The organism is Cupriavidus sp. 10L43_2 (assembly GCF_056395265.1).
In genome coordinates this window covers 107,359-124,465 of the sequence record NZ_JBFTJE010000018.1, presented here as the reverse complement: position 1 = coordinate 124,465, position 17,107 = coordinate 107,359, and the positions used below count along the sequence as shown (strand labels likewise).

Sequence of the window (17,107 nt, the reverse complement as noted above, 5' to 3'; positions counted from 1 at the left end):
ATTCACGACATCAATGCCCGGTGATATGCGGGTGCGATCGATATAGTACATATGCATAACTCCCAAAAGCGCAGGAAATAGAGCAGGAATGTCATGTCGTCCAATGTCAACCACGCCAACCCGGGCCTGAACCCGTCGCGCGCCAACGCTTCCAATGCCGCCAACGCCTCGATGGCGGATGCATCGGAGGCCTACCTCGAACCCTCGTTCCTGCGCCGGCTGGGCTGGCTCGACTGGGCCTTCGCGCTGTTGCTGGTGGTGGGCGCCGGGTTTGCGCTCACGCGCTACGGCGCCTGGATGAATGTCTACGACAAGGCCGTGCTGGTGGCCGCCGTGCCCACCTTCGCGCTGCTGGGCTGGCACTGGAAGGCGGTGCGGCCGCTGATGGTCGGCATGGCCGTGCTGGCGCTGTTCGCGATCCAGCTCTACCAGGGCGACCTCGCTCGCGCTGAGCAGGCCTTCTTCCTCAAGTACTTCCTGTCGAGCCAGTCGGCCATCCTGTGGATGAGCGCGCTGGTCTACCTGTCCACGCTGTTCTACTGGGTTGGTTTCCTCGCGCGGTCCGATACCGGCTCGAGTATTGGCAGCAAGCTGCTGTGGGCGGCCGTGGTGCTCGGCTTCACGGGCCTGCTGGTGCGCTGGTACGAGTCGTACCTGATCGGCGCGGACATCGGCCATATTCCCATCTCGAACCTGTACGAAGTCTTCGTCCTGTTCACGCTGATCACCTCGCTGTTCTACCTCTATTACGAACGCCGCTACGCCACGCGCGCGATGGGGCCGTTCGTGCTGCTGGTGGTGTCGGCGGCGGTGGGTTTCCTGCTCTGGTACACGGTCACCCGCAACGCGCAGGAGATCCAGCCGCTGGTGCCGGCGCTGCAAAGCTGGTGGATGAAGATCCACGTACCGGCGAACTTCATCGGCTACGGCACGTTTGCGCTGGCGGCGATGGTGTCGGTGGCGTACCTGCTCAAGGAGCGCGGGATCCTGGCTGAACGGCTGCCGTCGCTGGAGCTGCTCGACGACGTCATGTACAAGGCCATCGCGGTCGGCTTCGCGTTCTTCACCATCGCCACCATCCTGGGCGCGCTCTGGGCCGCAGAGGCCTGGGGCGGGTATTGGAGCTGGGATCCGAAGGAAACCTGGGCGCTGATCGTCTGGCTCAACTACGCAGCGTGGCTGCACATGCGTCTGATGAAGGGCCTGCGCGGCACGATGGCGGCGTGGTGGGCGCTGGTCGGCCTGCTGGTCACGACGTTCGCGTTCCTGGGTGTCAACATGTTCCTGTCGGGGCTGCATAGCTACGGCGAACTCTGACGCTGAGGTCTCCCGCTTGATCGACGAAGGCCCGCTTTGCTCAAGCGGGCCTTTTTCTTTGTGGCTACCCGGTAGAAAGTGCTGCATTGGGCTTTTATTGACGCCTGCACCACATTTTTTTAACTTTTCGGGAATAAACGGATCACATCAGGTGTTTACTGAGGAAGTACGGCGTCGACTGGCGGCGCCGCCCTGGAGAAAAGGAGACCCAATGATGACCACTCATCGTCACACCGCTGCATCGCTGCTGCGTCCCGCCCTGCTGGCCGTGGCTTCCGCGTCCGTCGTGCTGCTGGGCGCGTGTTCCAGCATGGGCATGGGCGGCGGCAACATGCCTCCGACCGTCAAGGTGACGAACGGCGCGCTGACCGATCCGCAGGGCCTGACGCTGTACACGTTCGACCGCGACCCGGCGAATGGCGGCAAGAGTGTCTGTAACGCCACTTGCGCGACCAACTGGCCGCCACTGCTGGCGGAACCGGGCACCAGCGGCACGGGCAGCTACACCATCATCACGCGTGATGACGGCACCCGCCAGTGGGCCTACAAGGGTATGCCGCTGTATCGCTTCGCCAAGGATGCCAAGGCTGGCGACCGCGCCGGCGATAACCTCAATAACGTCTGGCACGTCGCCAAGCCCTGACCGTCTACGCATTGCTCCCCGGGCCACGTCCGGGGAGATGTCGGACGGCAAACGGCGGGGAAATAGTTGTCAGGTTTCCCCGCACCATCCGACCAAGCCCCATGTCCAACAGAACATGCGGCCATCAGGAACGCTCCCATCATGTTGATCCCTTCCCCCAAATGGCTTCGTGGTGACGATATCGCCACGTCCGAAATCACCCCGCGCCATATTTTCGAGTCGCGCCGCCGCCTGCTCGCGATGGCCGCCGCCGGCGCCGCGGGCAGTGTGCTGACGCCGTGGTTCGCCCGTGAGGCGTTTGCACAGGGCAACCCGGGCAAGGGCCAGCGCCTGGCGGCCACGCCGAACAACACCTACGTGATCACCGAGAAGCGCACGCCTTACGAGGACGTGACCACGTATAACAATTTCTACGAGTTCGGCACGGACAAGTCGGACCCGGCCCGCAACGCCGGCACGCTGCGGCCCCGGCCGTGGCAGGTGTCGGTGGAAGGACTGGTCAAGCAGCCGAAGGTCTACGACATCGACGAACTCGTGAAGCTCGCCCCGCAGGAGGAGCGCGTCTACAGGTTGCGCTGCGTGGAGGGCTGGTCGATGGTGATTCCGTGGATCGGCTACCCGCTCGCCGAGCTGATCCGCCGCGTGGAACCGCTCCCCGGCGCGAAGTTCGTCCAGTTCATCACGCTGGCCGACAAGAAGCAGATGCCTGGCATCAGCAGTTCCGTGCTCGACTGGCCGTATAGCGAAGGGCTGCGCATGGATGAGGCGATGCACCCGCTGGCGCTACTCACCTTCGGCCTGTATGGCGAGGTGCTGCCGAACCAGAACGGCGCGCCGGTGCGCATGGTGCTGCCGTGGAAGTACGGGTTCAAGAGCGCCAAGTCGATCGTCAAGATCCGCTTCCTGGACAAGCAGCCGCCGACCAGCTGGAACCTGGCCGCTTCGAATGAATATGGCTTTTATTCGAATGTGAATCCAGACGTCGATCACCCGCGCTGGAGCCAGGCTACCGAGCGGCGCATCGGCGAAGAGAAGGGCGGCGGCGGGTTCTCCGCGCTGTTCGCGCCCAAGCGCAAGACGCTGCCGTTCAACGGCTACGGCGCGCAGGTGGCGTCGCTGTATCAGGGCATGGATCTGAAGAAGAACTTCTGATGGCGGAGCCGGACATGATCGCGAATCAAGCCACGGCGCCGCGTGCGTCGGCCGCCGCTGCGCCCGCCCCGCGCGCCGGCGGGCTGGCGACGCTGTCGCCGTCGGGCGTGCGCGCCGTCAAGGTACTGGTGTGGATCCTGGCGCTGCTGCCGTTCGCCCGATTGCTCTATCTCGGCGCCACGGCGCAGTTCGGCGCCAATCCGCTTGAATTCGTCACGCGATCCACCGGAACCTGGACGCTGGTCATGCTCTGCGTCACGCTGGCCATCACGCCGCTGCGCCGCTTCACGGGGTGGAACTGGCTGATCAAGCTGCGGCGCATGCTCGGGTTGTTTGCGTTCTTCTACGCCGTGCAGCACTTCCTGTTGTGGCTGGGCGTGGACCGCGGGTTCGACGTCGCGTACATGATCAAGGACATCGCAAAACGTCCATTTATCACGGTGGGGTTTGCTGCGTTCGTGCTGTTGGTGCCGTTGGCGGCTACGTCGACCAATGGCATGGTCAAGCGGCTGGGCGGCAAGCGGTGGCAGGCGCTGCACAAAGCGATCTATGCGATCGCCGTGCTCGGCATCCTGCATTTCTGGTGGCACAAGGCGGGCAAGAACGACTTCAGCGAAGTGTCGATCTACGCCGCCGTGGTGTTCGTGCTGCTGGGCCTGCGGATGTGGTGGTGGGCGCGCAAGCGCGCCGCGTAGCGAGGATGGCGCGCCCCCCGCCGTGCGGAGAGGGGCGCCGCTGGGTCAGCCCTTGAGCAGGTGCTCGCCCTTGAACAGGTCGGCCGGCAGTTCGCGCTCGCGCACCAGGTGCACGGTGTCGCCATCGACCATCACCTCGGCGGCGCGGCCGCGGGTGTTGTAGTTGGAACTCATCACGAAACCATAAGCGCCGGCGGACATCACCGCCAGCAGGTCGCCCGGCTGCACGGCCAGCGCGCGGTCGCGGCCGAGCCAGTCGCCCGATTCGCACACCGGGCCCACTACGTCATAGGTCACGGGCGCGTCGGCGCGCGGCGCCACGGGCTCGATCCGGTGGTAGGCCTCGTACATCGCCGGGCGCGCCAGATCGTTCATCGCCGCATCGACGATGCAGAAGTTCTTGGCCGCACCGGGCTTCAGGAATTCCACCTGCGTCAGCAGCGCGCCGGCGTTGCCTACCAGCGAGCGGCCCGGCTCGAACAGCACCTCGCGGTGGCCATGGCCACGTGCTGCTACGCGGTCCAGCAGCGTGGTGGCGAAGCCGGTGATGTCGGGCGGGGTTTCATCGGCATAGGTGATGCCCAGGCCGCCGCCCACGTCGATGTGGTCCAGACGGATACCTTCGCGCTCAAGCGCTTCCACCACGTCGAGCACCTTGTCGAGCGCCTCCAGATAGGGCGCCACTTCCGTGATCTGCGAGCCGATATGGCAGTCGATGCCGACCACTTCGAGGTGCGGCAGTGCGGCGGCGGCACGGTAGGTCGGCAGTACGTCCTCGAACGCCACGCCGAACTTGTTGCCCTTGAGACCGGTTGAGATATAGGGATGCGTCTTGGCATCCACGTCCGGATTGATCCGCAGCGACACGCGCGCGCGCTTGCCCAGCCGGCCGGCCACGGCGTTCAGCCGGTCCAGTTCGGGGATCGATTCGACGTTGAAGCCGCGTACGTCGTGCTCCAGCGCCAGCGCCATGTCGGCCTCGCTCTTGGCCACGCCCGAGAACACCACCTTGCGCGGATCGCCGCCGGCGGCCAGCACGCGGAGCAGTTCGCCACCGGACACAATGTCGAAACCGGCGCCCAGCTGGGCGAACACCTGCAGCACGGCCAGGTTCGAATTCGCCTTCACGGCGAACTGCACATGCGCGTTGCGGCCCTTGCAGGCGGCGGCGTAGGCCTGGTAGGCCGTGGTCAGCGCGGCGCGCGAGTAGACGTAGGTCGGCGTGCCGAACTCGGCCGCGATACGGGCCAGCGGCACTTGTTCGACGGCCAGGGCGCCGTCGCGGCGGGTAAAGAAATCAGTCATGTTCTGCGTGCGGAGGGGCGAGGCGCCCAGGTTACTTCGTCGAATTCGTGTTCGTGGCCGGCTCGGCAGGAACCGGCGCGCTGGTGGCGGGTTCGCCCATCGGCCGTGCCGGTGCCACCGCGCCCGCCTGGCCCAGGCCCGGATCGGGCACCGTGGGCGGGGTCGGGGCGGGCGGTACCCGGGGCATGGTCAGCGGGCCGCGAACGCCGCATCCGGTCAGGGTCATCGCGAGTACGGCGGCAAACGCCGATACAATCGCACCACGACGCAGCTTCGGGGAGTCCTTCATTGTCTGAATGCCTTGGATGGCTTGGGGTGACTTTCTGGATGGCTGGCGAAACGGCCCGGAATCCGCAGGAATCCGCGGTAAGTCCCGACAATTTTCCATTTTTCCGCCAGCCGGATCGCGACCCGGGACGTCTGTCCGGGCGCGCTGCCGGCGGCCTTGGAGTGTAGCATGCCCCCCCTCACCGAAAGCGAGTTCCTGGTACTGGCCGGCAAGGCCCTGGACCGGCTGGAAGCCGACATCGAAACCGCCGCCGACGCGGCCGACGCCGATGTCGAGATCAACCGCACCGGCAATGTCATGGAGCTGGAATTCGAGGATGGCTCGAAGATCATCGTCAATAGCCAGGCGCCGATGCAGGAGCTGTGGGTGGCAGCGAAGGCCGGCGGTTTCCACTTCCGCCACGACGGCGCCAAGTGGATGGATACGCGCAGCGGCGCCGAACTGTACGCGGCGCTCTCCACCTATATGAGCCAGCAAGCGGGCGTCACGCTGACGCTCGGCTAAGGCAGCGCCGGCCCCAGCCAACAAAAAACCGGCCGAGTGGGCCGGTTTTTTGTTGGGGCGAAAATTACCGTCCGGATGCCGATCAGGCGTTCAAGCGCCGCCGAACATCTCCAGGATCTTGCGCTTCTCGGCTTCCGTATCCTGCGCCGGACGCGCGCTCTCGTCGGGTTTGCCGGGCCACGGATCGCCCAGTCCCACCGATGCCACGCCGGCACCCGCCGCGTTCTCCTCGAGCGTCCAGTCGCCGGCCACCATCACCACGCCTTCCGGCGCCTGCCGGTCGGGGCTCTCGGGCACGCCCTTGAGCGCCTTGCTCATATAGCTGACCCAGATCGGCAGCGCCAGGCCGCCACCGGTTTCGCGCACGCCCAGGCTCTTGGGCTGGTCGTAGCCCATCCACGCAATCGCCACGAGCTTCGGCGTGTAGCCGGCGAACCAGGYATCCACGGCATCGTTCGTGGTACCGGTCTTGCCGGCCAGGTCGTTGCGGCCCAGGCGCTGCTTGGCCGGGTTGGCCGTGCCGCTACGTACCACCTCGCGCAGCATGCTGTCGGCGATGAACGCGGTGCGCGCATCCAGCACGCGCACCGCGTCCTGGCCAGCCTTCTGCGGACGGGTCTCGGAGATCACGTTGCCGCGCGAATCCACCACGCGCTGGATGAGGTACGGATTGACGCGATAGCCGCCGTTGGCGAACACCGAGTAGGCGCCGGCCATCTGGAGCGGCGTCACCGCGCCGGAGCCCAGCGCCATCGGCAGGTAGGCCGGGTGTTTGTCGGCCTCGAAGCCGAACCGGGTGATGTAGTCCTGCGCGTACTGCGTGCCGATGGCGCGAAGAATTCGTACGGATACGAGGTTCTTCGACTTGGCCAGCGCGCGGCGCATCGTCATCGGGCCCTCGAACTTGCCGTCGTAGTTCTTGGGCTCCCAGACCTGGCCGCCGGTGTCGGGGCCGATCGTCAGCGGGGCATCGTTGATCACCGTGGCGGGCGAGAAGCCCTTCTCCAGCGCGGCCGTGTAGATGAACGGCTTGAAGCTCGAGCCCGGCTGGCGCCACGCCTGCGTCACGTGGTTGAACTTGTTGCGGTTGAAGTCGAAGCCGCCGACCATCGCCCGGATCTCGCCATCTTCAGGATTCAACGAGACGAAGGCGGCCGCCACCTCAGGCAGCTGGGTGACGGACCACGTGTTGTCCTTGGCGTCCTGCGTGACGCGGATGATCGCGCCGGGGCGGATCTTGACCTTGGGCTGGGCATTGGCCGACAGCGACGGTGCGATGAACCGCAGCGCCGTGCCCTCGATCGTCGCCACCTCGCCCGAGAGCAGCGTGGCGCGTACCTGCTTCGGCGTCACGCTGGTGACCACGGCCGAGCGCAGGTCGTCGCTGCCCGGGTGCTCCACCAGGGCGTCGTCGATGGCCTGCTCGCGTTCGGACGGATTCGACGGCAGGTCGACGAACGCCTCCGGGCCGCGATAGCCGTGCTTGCGCTCGTAGGTCATGATGCCGCCGCGCACCGCGTCGTACGCGGCGTCCTGGTCGGCCTTGTTCAGCGTCGTGTAGACGTTGAGGCCGCGCGTATAGGTTTCCTCGCGATATTGTGCGTACATGAGCTGGCGCACGATTTCCGCGACGTATTCGGCATGGGTGGAGAACTCGTTACCCTCGCCGCGCACCTTCAGCTCCTCGCGCACGGCCTGTTCGTACTGCGCCGGTGTGATGTAGCCGAGGTCGCGCATGCGCTGGAGGATGTATTCCTGGCGCACCTTGGCGCGGCGCGGGTTCACCACGGGGTTGTAGGCCGACGGCGCCTTCGGCAGGCCAGCCAGCATGGCGGCCTCGGCCGGCGTCACGTCCTTGATCGACTTGCCGAAGTAGACCCGCGCGGCGCTGGCGAAGCCGTAGGCGCGCTGCCCCAGATAGATCTGGTTCATGTACAGCTCGAGGATCTGGTCCTTGGTCAGGTTCGCCTCGATCTTGTACGCCAGCAGCATCTCGTAGATCTTGCGCGTGTAGGTCTTCTCGCTCGAGAGGAAGAAGTTGCGCGCCACCTGCATGGTGATGGTGGAGGCGCCCTGCGACAGCCCGCCACGCAGGTTGGCCAGCCCGGCGCGCAGCACGCCCACGAAGTCGACGCCGCCGTGCTCGTAGAAACGGTCGTCCTCGATCGCGAGCACGGCCTTCTTCATGACGTCCGGGATCTCGGTGATCGGCACGAAGTTGCGGCGCTCCTCGCCGAACTCGCCGATCAGCACGTTGTCCGCCGTGTAGATCCGCAGCGGGATCTTCGGCCGGTAGTCGGTGATGGTGTCCAGCGATGGCAGGTTGGGCGCGGCCACGACCAGCGCGTAGCCCACGAGCAACGCCACGGCGACCAGCCCGGCGACAAGCAGTCCAATCAGCCCGAACATGATCCGCGCCCAGAGCGGACGGCGGACGGGARGGGACGGCTTCTGTTGTGCTGTGGCCATAAGGGTTTACCTAATCAGAGTGCCCGGATTATATCGTCGGGGATGGGGCGTCCCCGGTGCGCCGTGCCGCAAAAGGCGCTATCGCCCTGTTACAAGATGTAATCCTGTTGAGATCAGGTTGTCACGGCGCGCAGGTCTTCGGCGCAGGGCGGGTTGGCGGGTGTCGCGAAGGCGTGTTGGCCGGGAGACCGGATCGAGGGTGACCGATGCGGTGGCGCGGCGCTCTGTAACGGGCTTGAGGTGGACCGTGGGATTTTGGCAACGCTTTCGTGCGGCCCGTCTGAAAAAGAAAGCGTGGTCAGATCGGCACATTGCGCGCGCCTCTGCTTTTTGTGAGAATCCACGAACATAAAAGAGCAAACGTTTCATCCAAGAAACTAATCTGGCTCGCCCCATTAGAGCAGTCATGCCGTGGGCGAGTTCAAATGTCAGGGGGTCACCTTGCGACGGGGCATCTTGTCGGGTCTTCTGCGCCGGACTACGGTCGGCGTAGATATCGGGTCGTCCAGCGTCAAGGTCGTGGAGCTGTCCGTTGGGGCGGGCAAACACGACTTCAGGCTGGAAAAATGCGCCAGCGAACTGCTGGACCGCAACGCCGTTGCCGATGGCAACGTCGTCAACATCGAGGCCGTGGGCATCGCGCTGAAGCGAGCCCTTGGCAAGGCCGGTATTCGTACCAAGGACGTTGTCCTTGGCGTGCCGTCCATGCTGACGGAATCTCAGACTGTCAGTCTTCCGGACAACCTGTCCGAGGACGAACTCTATTCGCAGGTCGAATCGGAGGCGCACCGCCTCTATCCGCCTTCCCAGGCGGTGAATTTCGACTTCGCGGTGATTGGCCCCAACGAGACCGAAGGCGGGATTGGCGTGCGCGTGACGGCCGCCAACAGCGATCGCGTGCAGGAGCGGGTGACGGCGGCCGAAATGGCTGGCCTGAAGCCGCAGGTGATGGATGTCGAGGAGTACGCCGTGCAGCGCTCGGTCGTACAGATGCTCGGCGTGCCGTCCTCCCTGACCGAGACCGATGCCAAGGATCTCCCCGTGGTCGCCGTCATCCACCTCGGTGGCAGTCGCTCCAAGGCGATCTTCTACCAGGGCTGGAAGGAACTCTACGAACAGCCACTGAACAGCTACGGCGACCAGCTCACGCAGAGCGCCGCGCGCATGTTCACGCTGGATGCCCTCAAGGCCGAGATCAAGAAGCGCAAGAACACGCTGCCTGAAGCGTGGCGCGCGCAATTGCTCAAGCCGTCGCTGGAAGCCCTGGCGATGGAAGTGCAGGGCGCCATCGGCAATTTCGTAGCCAGTTCCAGCCTGGGCCGGGTCGACGAGATCCTGCTCTCGGGCGGACATGCCTCGCTGCTGGGGGTGCAGGCCGCCATCCAGCAGCAGACGCAGATCACTACCACGCTGGCCAATCCTTTCGCCAACATGATGACCGCAGGCAACGTCAACGAGCGCTATCTCCAGCGCGACTTGCCGGCCTACATCGTCAGTGCGGGACTGGCATTGCGCGGGCTGCAATAACCCACGGGGGGAGAAGCATGTCCACGACGACGAACACCATCCCGTCGGTCAACCTGCTGCCGTATCACGAGGCCCGCAAGGCCGCGCGGCGCAAGAAGGTCTATTCGCTCCTGGGCGGCGCGGCAGCCGCCGGGGCGGTCATCGTGCTGATCGGCGGGTTCTATATCGACTCGCAGATCGAGGCCGTGACGGCGCGCAACGCCGTGCTGCAGCAGGCCAACACGCAGATGGATGGCCAGATCCGCGAGGTCAACACGCTCAAGAAGGATATCGAGGCCCTGCTGGACCGCCAGCGCGCCATCGAGAGCCTGCAGGCGGAGCGCAACCTGCCTGTGCAGCTGCTCGAAGAGCTGGTGCGCCAGGTGCCGGAAGGCGTCTACCTGACCAGCCTGAAGCAGACCGGCGACAGCTTTGTCATGGCTGGCGTGGCGCAGTCCAACGAACGCGTGTCCGAACTGCTGCGCAATATCGACCAGGTGACGTGGCTCGACCGCGCCGAACTGGTGGAATCGAAGGCCGTGACGATGACCAACAACCTGCGCGAGCAGCGCCGGCTGTTTGATTTCTCGATGCGGTTCTCCTATCGCGCGCCGGAAGTGCCTGGCGACAAGAAGAAGGGCGCCGCCTCCGATGCCGCGGCCAAACCTGCAGCGGGGAAGGTCTGATCATGGCACTCAATTCGGATATTTCCCTCAATGACCTGACCGCGCAGTTCCGCGGCCTGAACCTGAACGAGCCCGAGACCTGGCCGGCCGCGCCGCGCCTGCTGTTCTCGGCGCTGGCCGCCGTGATCGTGCTGGTGGTCGGCTGGCAGTTCTACTGGAGCGACAAGAACACCGAACTCGAACGCAAGCATGCGGAGCACGAGACGCTGAAGCAGTCGTTCAAGACCAAGGTGGCGCAGGTGGCCAATCTGGACGCGCTGCGCGCCCAGAAGACGGAGGTGGAAAAGCGCGTGGCGCTGGCCGAGCGCCAGTTGCCGAACAGCACCGAGATGGATGCGCTGCTGGCCGACGTGAACCACGCCGGCGTGGCGCGCGGCCTCCAGTTCGAGCTGTTCAAGCCGCAGGCCGCCGTGGTCAAGTCGTATTTCGCCGAAATTCCGGTGAACCTGAAGGTCACCGGCCGCTACCACGACGTCGCGCTGTTCAACGCGGACGTGGCGGCGCTCTCCCGGATCGTTTCGATGCGCAACCTGAACATGGCGGTGGCCAAGGACGGCACGTTGTCGATGGAAGCGCAGGCCATGGCCTACCGCGCCCTGGATCCGGACGAGCAGGCGGCCCAACGCCGCGCCGCCGCGGACGCTGCCGCCAAGAAGGCCAAGGGAGGTGCCAAGTGAGCCGGTTGACACATCGCCCCCCGCATCGCATTGCCATGATGTCACGCACGTCCCGCACGCCGCGCCGGCTGGCAGCCGCCGCTGTTGCGATGCTGGCCGCCACCACGCTGACCGCCTGCGGCGCCAGCGAGGACGAAGGGCTGCAGCAGTGGATGAGCCAGACGCGCGCCGCCAAGGCGCCGCCGCCGGAGCCGCTGCCCGAGGTCAAGCCGTACGTGCCGCGCGAATACGGCGGCCGCACGTCGCCGGAACCGTTCGCGCAGACCAAGATTGGTGAGCTGAACAAGACGATGTCTGAGTCGCCGGAGGCCGGACGGCGACGCGAGCCGCTTGAGGAATTCCCGCTGGAAAACTTCAAGATGCTCGGCATGCTGAAAAAAAACGGCGAGACCTACGGTGTCGTACGCGTAGATAACAAGATCCACCACGTCAAAGTGGGTCAGTATCTCGGCCAGAGTTATGGCCGGGTGGTCCGCATCAACGATCAAGAGATCGTGTTGCGCGAATTGGTTCGGGAAGGGGTCTCAGATTGGAAAGAGAAAATGACCAGCCTGAAGCTGGAGGCATCCGCATGATCACGGCACGATGGTACCGGGCGCTTGCGGGCGCAGCAGCGATGGCATTGGTGCTGGCCTCTCCGGCCGCACACGCTCAGACTAACCAGCTCAAGCAGGTGGAAGCCAACGTCGTTGGCGAGCAGACCGTGTTCACGGTCGACCTGCAAGGGCCGCTCACGCAGAAGCCTGCGGACTTCACCACGCAGAATCCGGCGAAGATCGCGATCGACTTCTTCGACACGGGCTTCCCTGCCGGCCGTGCGCAGTACGAGTACGCCGGCAAGGTGCTCAAGAGCGCCAATGTGATGCAGATCGGCGACCGCACCCGCGTGGTGCTGAACCTGAGCCGCTCGGCCACGTATCGCACGGAAGTGCGCGGCAACCAGTTCGTGGTGTTGCTGGACAACGTGGCGCAGACCAGCACGACGTCGGCACCGACGTTCGCGGCCAGCCCGGCGCCGGCCCAGGCGGCCAACCGCCCGGCGCTGCGCAATATCGACTTCCGGCGCGGCACCGACGGTGCAGGGCGGGTGGTCGTGGACCTGTCCTCGCGCGACTCGGGCATCAATATCCAGCAACAGGGCCAGAACCTGGTGGTGGACTTCATGGGCACCGCGCTGCCGCAGGACCTGCGTCGCCGCTTCGACGTGACGGACTTCGGCACGCCGGTACAGGGCATGCGCGCCAGCGACGCCAACGGCAACGCCCGCCTGACCATCGAGCCGCGCGGTAACTGGGAGTACAGCTCGTACCAGACCGACAACCAGTTCGTGGTGGAAGTGCGTCCGGTCAAGGATGATCCGAACAAGCTGATCGCCGGCCAGGGTTACCGGGGCGAGCGCCTGTCGCTGAACTTCCAGAACATCGACATCCGCTCGCTGCTCCAGGTGTTCGCCGACTTCACGAACCTGAACATCATCACGAGCGACACGGTGCAGGGCAACCTGACGCTGCGTCTCAAGGATGTGCCGTGGGACCAGGCGCTCCAGATCGTGATGGATTCGAAGGGTCTGGCCTCCCGCCGCAACGGCAACGTGCTGTGGGTGGCACCCAAGGCGGAACTGGCGACCAAGGAGAAGCTGGAACTCGAGGCGGCGCAGCAGATCACCGAGCTCGAGCCGATCCGCAGCCAGGTCTACCAGCTCAACTACCAGCGGGCGGACGATGTGCGACGCATGCTGCTGGGCCAGAGCACCGGCGGTTCGGGTGCCAGCTCGGGCGGCGTGGCCGCGGGCGGCGCGGCCGGCACGATGGGCGCGACGCGCATGCTGTCCAAGCGCGGCTCGCTGACGGCTGACCCGCGTACCAACCAGCTGTTCGTGTCGGACGTGGCGAGCAAGCTCGAGGAAGTGCAGAACTTCCTGACGAAGATCGACATCCCGGTGCGCCAGGTGATCATTGAGGCACGTATCGTCGAGGCCAGCGACACCTTCAGCCGGAACCTCGGCGTGAAGCTGGGCTTTGCCTCGCAGCGGTCGGGCGCTGGCTACGGCAACTCGTACACCAACGTGGTGAGCCCGATCACGCAGGACGCCACGTGGGATAACGGCCCGGCCCTGAGCCTGCCGGCCGCCGCGATCAACGGCACGAACCCGGCATCGGTGGCGTTCAGCATCTTCAACGCCGGTGCGGGCCGCTTCCTGGCGCTCGAACTGTCGGCGCTGGAAGCCGACGGCAAGGGCAAGATCATCTCCAGTCCGCGCGTGGTCACTGCCAACAACATCAAGGCGCTGATCGAGCAGGGCACGGAGTTGCCGTACCAATCCGCCACGTCGAGCGGTGCCACCTCGGTGCAGTTCCGCAAGGCCAACCTGAAGCTCGAGGTCACGCCGCAGATCACGCCGGAAGGCAACGTGCTGCTGGATGTGGACGTGAACAAGGACAGCGTGGGTATCCAGACCACCAACGGCTTCGCCATCGACACCAAGCACGTGCAGACGCAGGTGCTGGTGGAGAACGGCGGCACCGTGGTGATTGGCGGTATCTACAGCCAGGAAGAGAGCAACAACTACAACAAGGTGCCGTTCCTGGGCGATATCCCGGTGATCGGCTACCTGTTCAAGAACAACGCCAAGGTCAACAACCGCACCGAGCTGCTGGTGTTCCTGACGCCGCGTATCCTGAACGACAACGTGTCGCTGAAATAACCGCGCCGGGTGCAGTACCGGGCCCGGATGCAGTAGACTGAGAGGCCGCGTCGCTTGCCGACGCGGCCTTTTTTCATTGGCGGCGTCGTCAGGCAGCCAGGCCGGAAGCGCGCGATGCCGCGTGATGTATTGTCATCACCTGTTTTGCGAAAGTCCCGGCCGGGGCGATAATGCGAAGCCGCCAGGCACCACGCCTGCTTGACCTCGATACCCCAGTGACCGCGCAAGCCACTCGCCCGAATCTCTTCTTCGTTGGCCTTATGGGCGCCGGCAAGACTACCGTCGGCCGCACCGTGGCCCGGCGTCTCAACTACCCGTTCTTCGACTCCGACCATGAGCTCGAGGCGCGTTGCGGCGTGCGGATTCCGATTATTTTCGAGCACGAGGGCGAGGCGGGCTTCCGCGACCGCGAGGCGCACATCATTGCCGAGCTGGCTTCGCGCCAGGGCATCGTGCTGGCCACGGGCGGCGGCGCCGTGCTGCGCCCGGAGAACCGCGAGGTGCTGCGCGCCAATGGCACCGTGGTCTACCTGCGCGCGAGCCCGCACGACCTGTGGCTGCGCACCCGCCACGACCGCAATCGCCCGCTGCTCCAGACCCAGGACCCCAAGGGCCGGCTCGAGGCGCTGTACGCCGAGCGCGACCCGCTCTACCGCGAAGTGGCGGATTTCATCATCGAAACCGGCAAGCCGTCCGTGGCACAGCTTGCTAATATGGTTCTGATGCAACTTGAGATGGCCGGCTTTGTGTTTCCGCCCGCGGAAGCCATCCCGGACGGCGATGCGGCCACGCCCGCGGCGCCGGACCAGCCGGCGCAGGACACCCATTCATGATTACGCTTGAAGTCGACCTCGGGACGCGCAGCTACCCGATCCATATCGGTGGCGGTCTGCTCGACCGCGCCGAATTGCTGGCGCCGCACGTGCGCGGCCAGCACGCCGTCATCGTCACCAACGAGACGGTCGGCCCGCTGTACGCCGCCCGGGTGGAAGCCACGCTGGCCGCGCTCGGCAAGACCGTGCGCGTGGTCACGCTGCCGGACGGCGAGCGTTTCAAGCACTGGGAAACCCTGAACCTGATCTTCGATGCGCTGCTGAGCGCCGGCGCCGACCGCAAGACCACGCTGATCGCACTCGGCGGCGGCGTGGTGGGCGACATGACCGGGTTTGCCGCCGCCTGCTACATGCGCGGCGTGCCGTTCGTGCAGATGCCGACCACGCTGCTGGCGCAGGTGGATTCCTCGGTGGGTGGCAAGACCGGCATCAACCACCCGCTCGGCAAGAACATGATCGGCGCGTTCCACCAGCCGAACGCGGTGATCGCCGACATCGACACCCTGCGCACCCTCCCGGCCCGCGAGCTGGCGGCCGGTCTGGCCGAGGTCATCAAGCATGGCGCGATTGCCGATACGGCCTACTTCGACTGGATCGAGACCCATATCGCCGGCCTGAACGCCTGCGATACCAGCCTGATGGCCGACGCCGTGCGCCGCTCCTGCGAGATCAAGGCCGCCGTGGTGGCCCAGGACGAGCGCGAGGGCGGCCTGCGGGCGATCCTGAACTTCGGCCATACCTTCGGCCATGCCATCGAGGCGGGCATGGGCTACGGCGAGTGGCTGCACGGCGAGGCGGTGGGCTGCGGCATGGTCATGGCTGCCGACCTGTCGCACCGGCTGGGCTTCATCGATACCGAGACGCGCGCGCGCATCCGCGAGCTGACCCGGGCGGCCATGCTGCCCGTGGTGGCGCCGGAACTCGGCATCGACCGCTATATCGAACTGATGAAAGTGGACAAGAAGGCCGAGGCGGGCAGCATCAAGTTCATCCTGCTGAAGAAACTTGGCGATGCTTTCATCACCACCGTGCCCGACGCGGACCTGCGCGAGACGCTGCGCCACGCGACGTTGAAACCCCCAACCGAGGCACCGGTCGCCTGAACCCGCGATCGGCCATGCCTTGCAACCCCAAGCCCCGCCACCGGATTGCCGCATGACCGACCTCGAATCCCACCTCGCCCCGTACGCCGCTCACTCGTCGCAGTCGCGGGGGCGGGTGCATGCCGAACCGGCGTCGTCGTCGCGCAGCGAATTCCAGCGTGACCGCGACCGCGTGATCCACAGCACCGCGTTCCGGCGCCTGGAGTACAAGACCCAGGTGTTTGTGAACCATGAGGGCGACCTGTTCCGCACCCGGCTCACGCACAGCCTGGAGGTGGCGCAGATCGCGCGGTCCATCGCCCGTAACCTGCGCGTCAACGAGGATCTGGTCGAGGCGATCTCACTGGCGCACGACCTTGGACACACGCCGTTCGGCCATGCCGGGCAGGACGCGCTGAACCTCTGCATGAAGAACCACGGCGGTTTCGAGCACAACCTGCAGAGCCTGCTGGTGGTGGACGAGCTGGAGGAGCGCTACGGCGGCTTCAACGGCCTGAACCTGACGTTCGAAACGCGTGAGGGCATTCTCAAGCATTGCTCGCGGGTCAACGCGGCGGCGCTCGGGGAGCTGGGGCGGCGCTTCTTGGAGGGCGCGCAGCCGTCGCTGGAGGCCCAGCTGGCCAATCTGGCCGATGAGATCGCGTACAACAACCACGATATCGACGATGGCCTGCGCTCGGGGCTGCTGACGCTGGAACAGCTCGACGAAGTGCCGATGTGGGGCCGCCACCGGGCCGAGGTCACGGCCGCATTCCCGGGCATCAATGGCCGGCGCGCCATCAATGAGACGGTTCGCCGCATGATCAACACGCTGATCGTCGACCTGATCGAGACCACCGGGCGCAATATCGCCGCAGCCAACCCCAAGAATATCGATGCGGTGCGCGCCGCCGGGCCGCTTGTCGCCTTCAGCCCCAAGGTCCACGAGGAGGCCGCGGCGCTCAAGCGCTTCCTGTTCCGTCATCTATATAGGCACTATCTGGTGATGCGGATGTCCGCCAAGGCCCAGCGGATCATTTCGGACCTCTTCGGGGCCTTCATGCAGGACTCCCGCCTGTTGCCGCCGCAGTACCAGGCCAGCCATGGCGGCGACCAGCCGCGCCTGATTGCCCATTACATCGCCGGGATGACGGACCGCTACGCGATTCGCGAGCACCGCCGGATCTTCGCCGTCAGCGAGAGCGACTGATCCCGCCACGTCCCGAATTAAATGGGGACGGATCA

At 65.5% G+C, this 17,107-nt stretch carries 16 protein-coding genes; 13 read left to right on the top strand and 3 right to left on the bottom strand.

Annotated elements, in window-relative coordinates:
- Positions 1-93 precede the first annotated feature (93 nt).
- The 4 genes from ccsB (at position 94) to msrQ (ending at position 3,807) form a co-directional block, all read left to right on the top strand.
- A complete protein-coding gene (gene ccsB, locus AC1DEL_RS22305) occupies positions 94-1,317 on the top strand; it encodes a c-type cytochrome biogenesis protein CcsB (protein WP_092299380.1) in 1,224 nt (407 codons plus the stop codon).
- Positions 1,318-1,531: 214 nt separating this feature from the next.
- A complete protein-coding gene (locus AC1DEL_RS22300; RefSeq protein ID WP_092299503.1) occupies positions 1,532-1,960 on the top strand; it encodes a COG4315 family predicted lipoprotein in 429 nt (142 codons plus the stop codon).
- A 141-nt stretch (positions 1,961-2,101) separates the two neighbouring features.
- Positions 2,102-3,112, top strand: coding sequence for a protein-methionine-sulfoxide reductase catalytic subunit MsrP (gene msrP, locus AC1DEL_RS22295; RefSeq protein WP_092299377.1), 1,011 nt, complete (start codon positions 2,102-2,104; stop codon positions 3,110-3,112).
- 14 nt (positions 3,113-3,126) lie between these two features.
- Positions 3,127-3,807 carry a protein-methionine-sulfoxide reductase heme-binding subunit MsrQ gene (msrQ, locus tag AC1DEL_RS22290; protein WP_092299500.1) on the top strand — a complete coding sequence of 227 codons (681 nt, stop codon included), beginning with the start codon at positions 3,127-3,129 and terminating at the stop codon, positions 3,805-3,807.
- A gap of 45 nt (positions 3,808-3,852) precedes the next feature.
- Here the strand turns inward: msrQ and lysA are convergent, their stop codons facing one another.
- Both lysA and lptM read right to left on the bottom strand, forming a co-directional pair.
- The gene (gene lysA / locus AC1DEL_RS22285; protein WP_441593423.1) at positions 3,853-5,112 is read right to left on the bottom strand and encodes a diaminopimelate decarboxylase; all 1,260 of its coding nucleotides are present in this window, start codon (positions 5,110-5,112) and stop codon (positions 3,853-3,855) included.
- Between the two features lie 31 nt (positions 5,113-5,143).
- Positions 5,144-5,401 (bottom strand): LPS translocon maturation chaperone LptM, encoded by a 258-nt coding sequence (gene lptM, locus AC1DEL_RS22280; RefSeq protein WP_092299371.1) that lies wholly within the window; start codon positions 5,399-5,401, stop codon positions 5,144-5,146.
- Positions 5,402-5,569: 168 nt separating this feature from the next.
- Here lptM and cyaY point away from each other — a divergent pair, with 168 nt between their 5' ends.
- Positions 5,570-5,905 carry an iron donor protein CyaY gene (cyaY, locus tag AC1DEL_RS22275; protein WP_092299368.1) on the top strand — a complete coding sequence of 112 codons (336 nt, stop codon included), beginning with the start codon at positions 5,570-5,572 and terminating at the stop codon, positions 5,903-5,905.
- A 90-nt stretch (positions 5,906-5,995) separates the two neighbouring features.
- Here the strand turns inward: cyaY and AC1DEL_RS22270 are convergent, their stop codons facing one another.
- Positions 5,996-8,374: a penicillin-binding protein 1A gene (locus tag AC1DEL_RS22270; protein ID WP_477159181.1), complete on the bottom strand. Its 2,379-nt coding sequence runs from the start codon at positions 8,372-8,374 to the stop codon at positions 5,996-5,998.
- A gap of 456 nt (positions 8,375-8,830) precedes the next feature.
- Here AC1DEL_RS22270 and pilM point away from each other — a divergent pair, with 456 nt between their 5' ends.
- From pilM to AC1DEL_RS22230, 8 genes are all read left to right on the top strand, one after another.
- Positions 8,831-9,901, top strand: a complete 1,071-nt coding sequence (gene pilM / locus AC1DEL_RS22265; protein ID WP_177219987.1) for a type IV pilus assembly protein PilM — start codon at positions 8,831-8,833, stop codon at positions 9,899-9,901.
- A gap of 17 nt (positions 9,902-9,918) precedes the next feature.
- Positions 9,919-10,566: a PilN domain-containing protein gene (locus AC1DEL_RS22260; RefSeq protein WP_092299361.1), complete on the top strand. Its 648-nt coding sequence runs from the start codon at positions 9,919-9,921 to the stop codon at positions 10,564-10,566.
- A gap of 2 nt (positions 10,567-10,568) precedes the next feature.
- Entirely contained in the window at positions 10,569-11,243 is a 675-nt protein-coding gene (locus tag AC1DEL_RS22255; protein ID WP_092299358.1) for a type IV pilus inner membrane component PilO, read from the top strand.
- Between the two features lie 38 nt (positions 11,244-11,281).
- On the top strand, positions 11,282-11,818 hold the full coding sequence (locus tag AC1DEL_RS22250; RefSeq protein WP_177219992.1) for a pilus assembly protein PilP: 537 nt from the start codon (positions 11,282-11,284) through the stop codon (positions 11,816-11,818).
- Positions 11,815-13,947 (top strand): type IV pilus secretin PilQ, encoded by a 2,133-nt coding sequence (locus AC1DEL_RS22245; RefSeq protein ID WP_092299355.1) that lies wholly within the window; start codon positions 11,815-11,817, stop codon positions 13,945-13,947. The genes AC1DEL_RS22250 and AC1DEL_RS22245 overlap by 4 nt, the downstream gene beginning before the upstream one ends.
- A gap of 260 nt (positions 13,948-14,207) precedes the next feature.
- Entirely contained in the window at positions 14,208-14,780 is a 573-nt protein-coding gene (locus AC1DEL_RS22240; protein ID WP_092299352.1) for a shikimate kinase, read from the top strand.
- On the top strand, positions 14,777-15,883 hold the full coding sequence (aroB, locus tag AC1DEL_RS22235; protein WP_092299348.1) for a 3-dehydroquinate synthase: 1,107 nt from the start codon (positions 14,777-14,779) through the stop codon (positions 15,881-15,883). Before AC1DEL_RS22240 ends, aroB begins: the two co-directional genes overlap by 4 nt.
- A 52-nt stretch (positions 15,884-15,935) precedes the next feature.
- A complete protein-coding gene (locus AC1DEL_RS22230) occupies positions 15,936-17,072 on the top strand; it encodes a deoxyguanosinetriphosphate triphosphohydrolase (protein ID WP_092299345.1) in 1,137 nt (378 codons plus the stop codon).
- Positions 17,073-17,107: the final 35 nt, after the last annotated feature.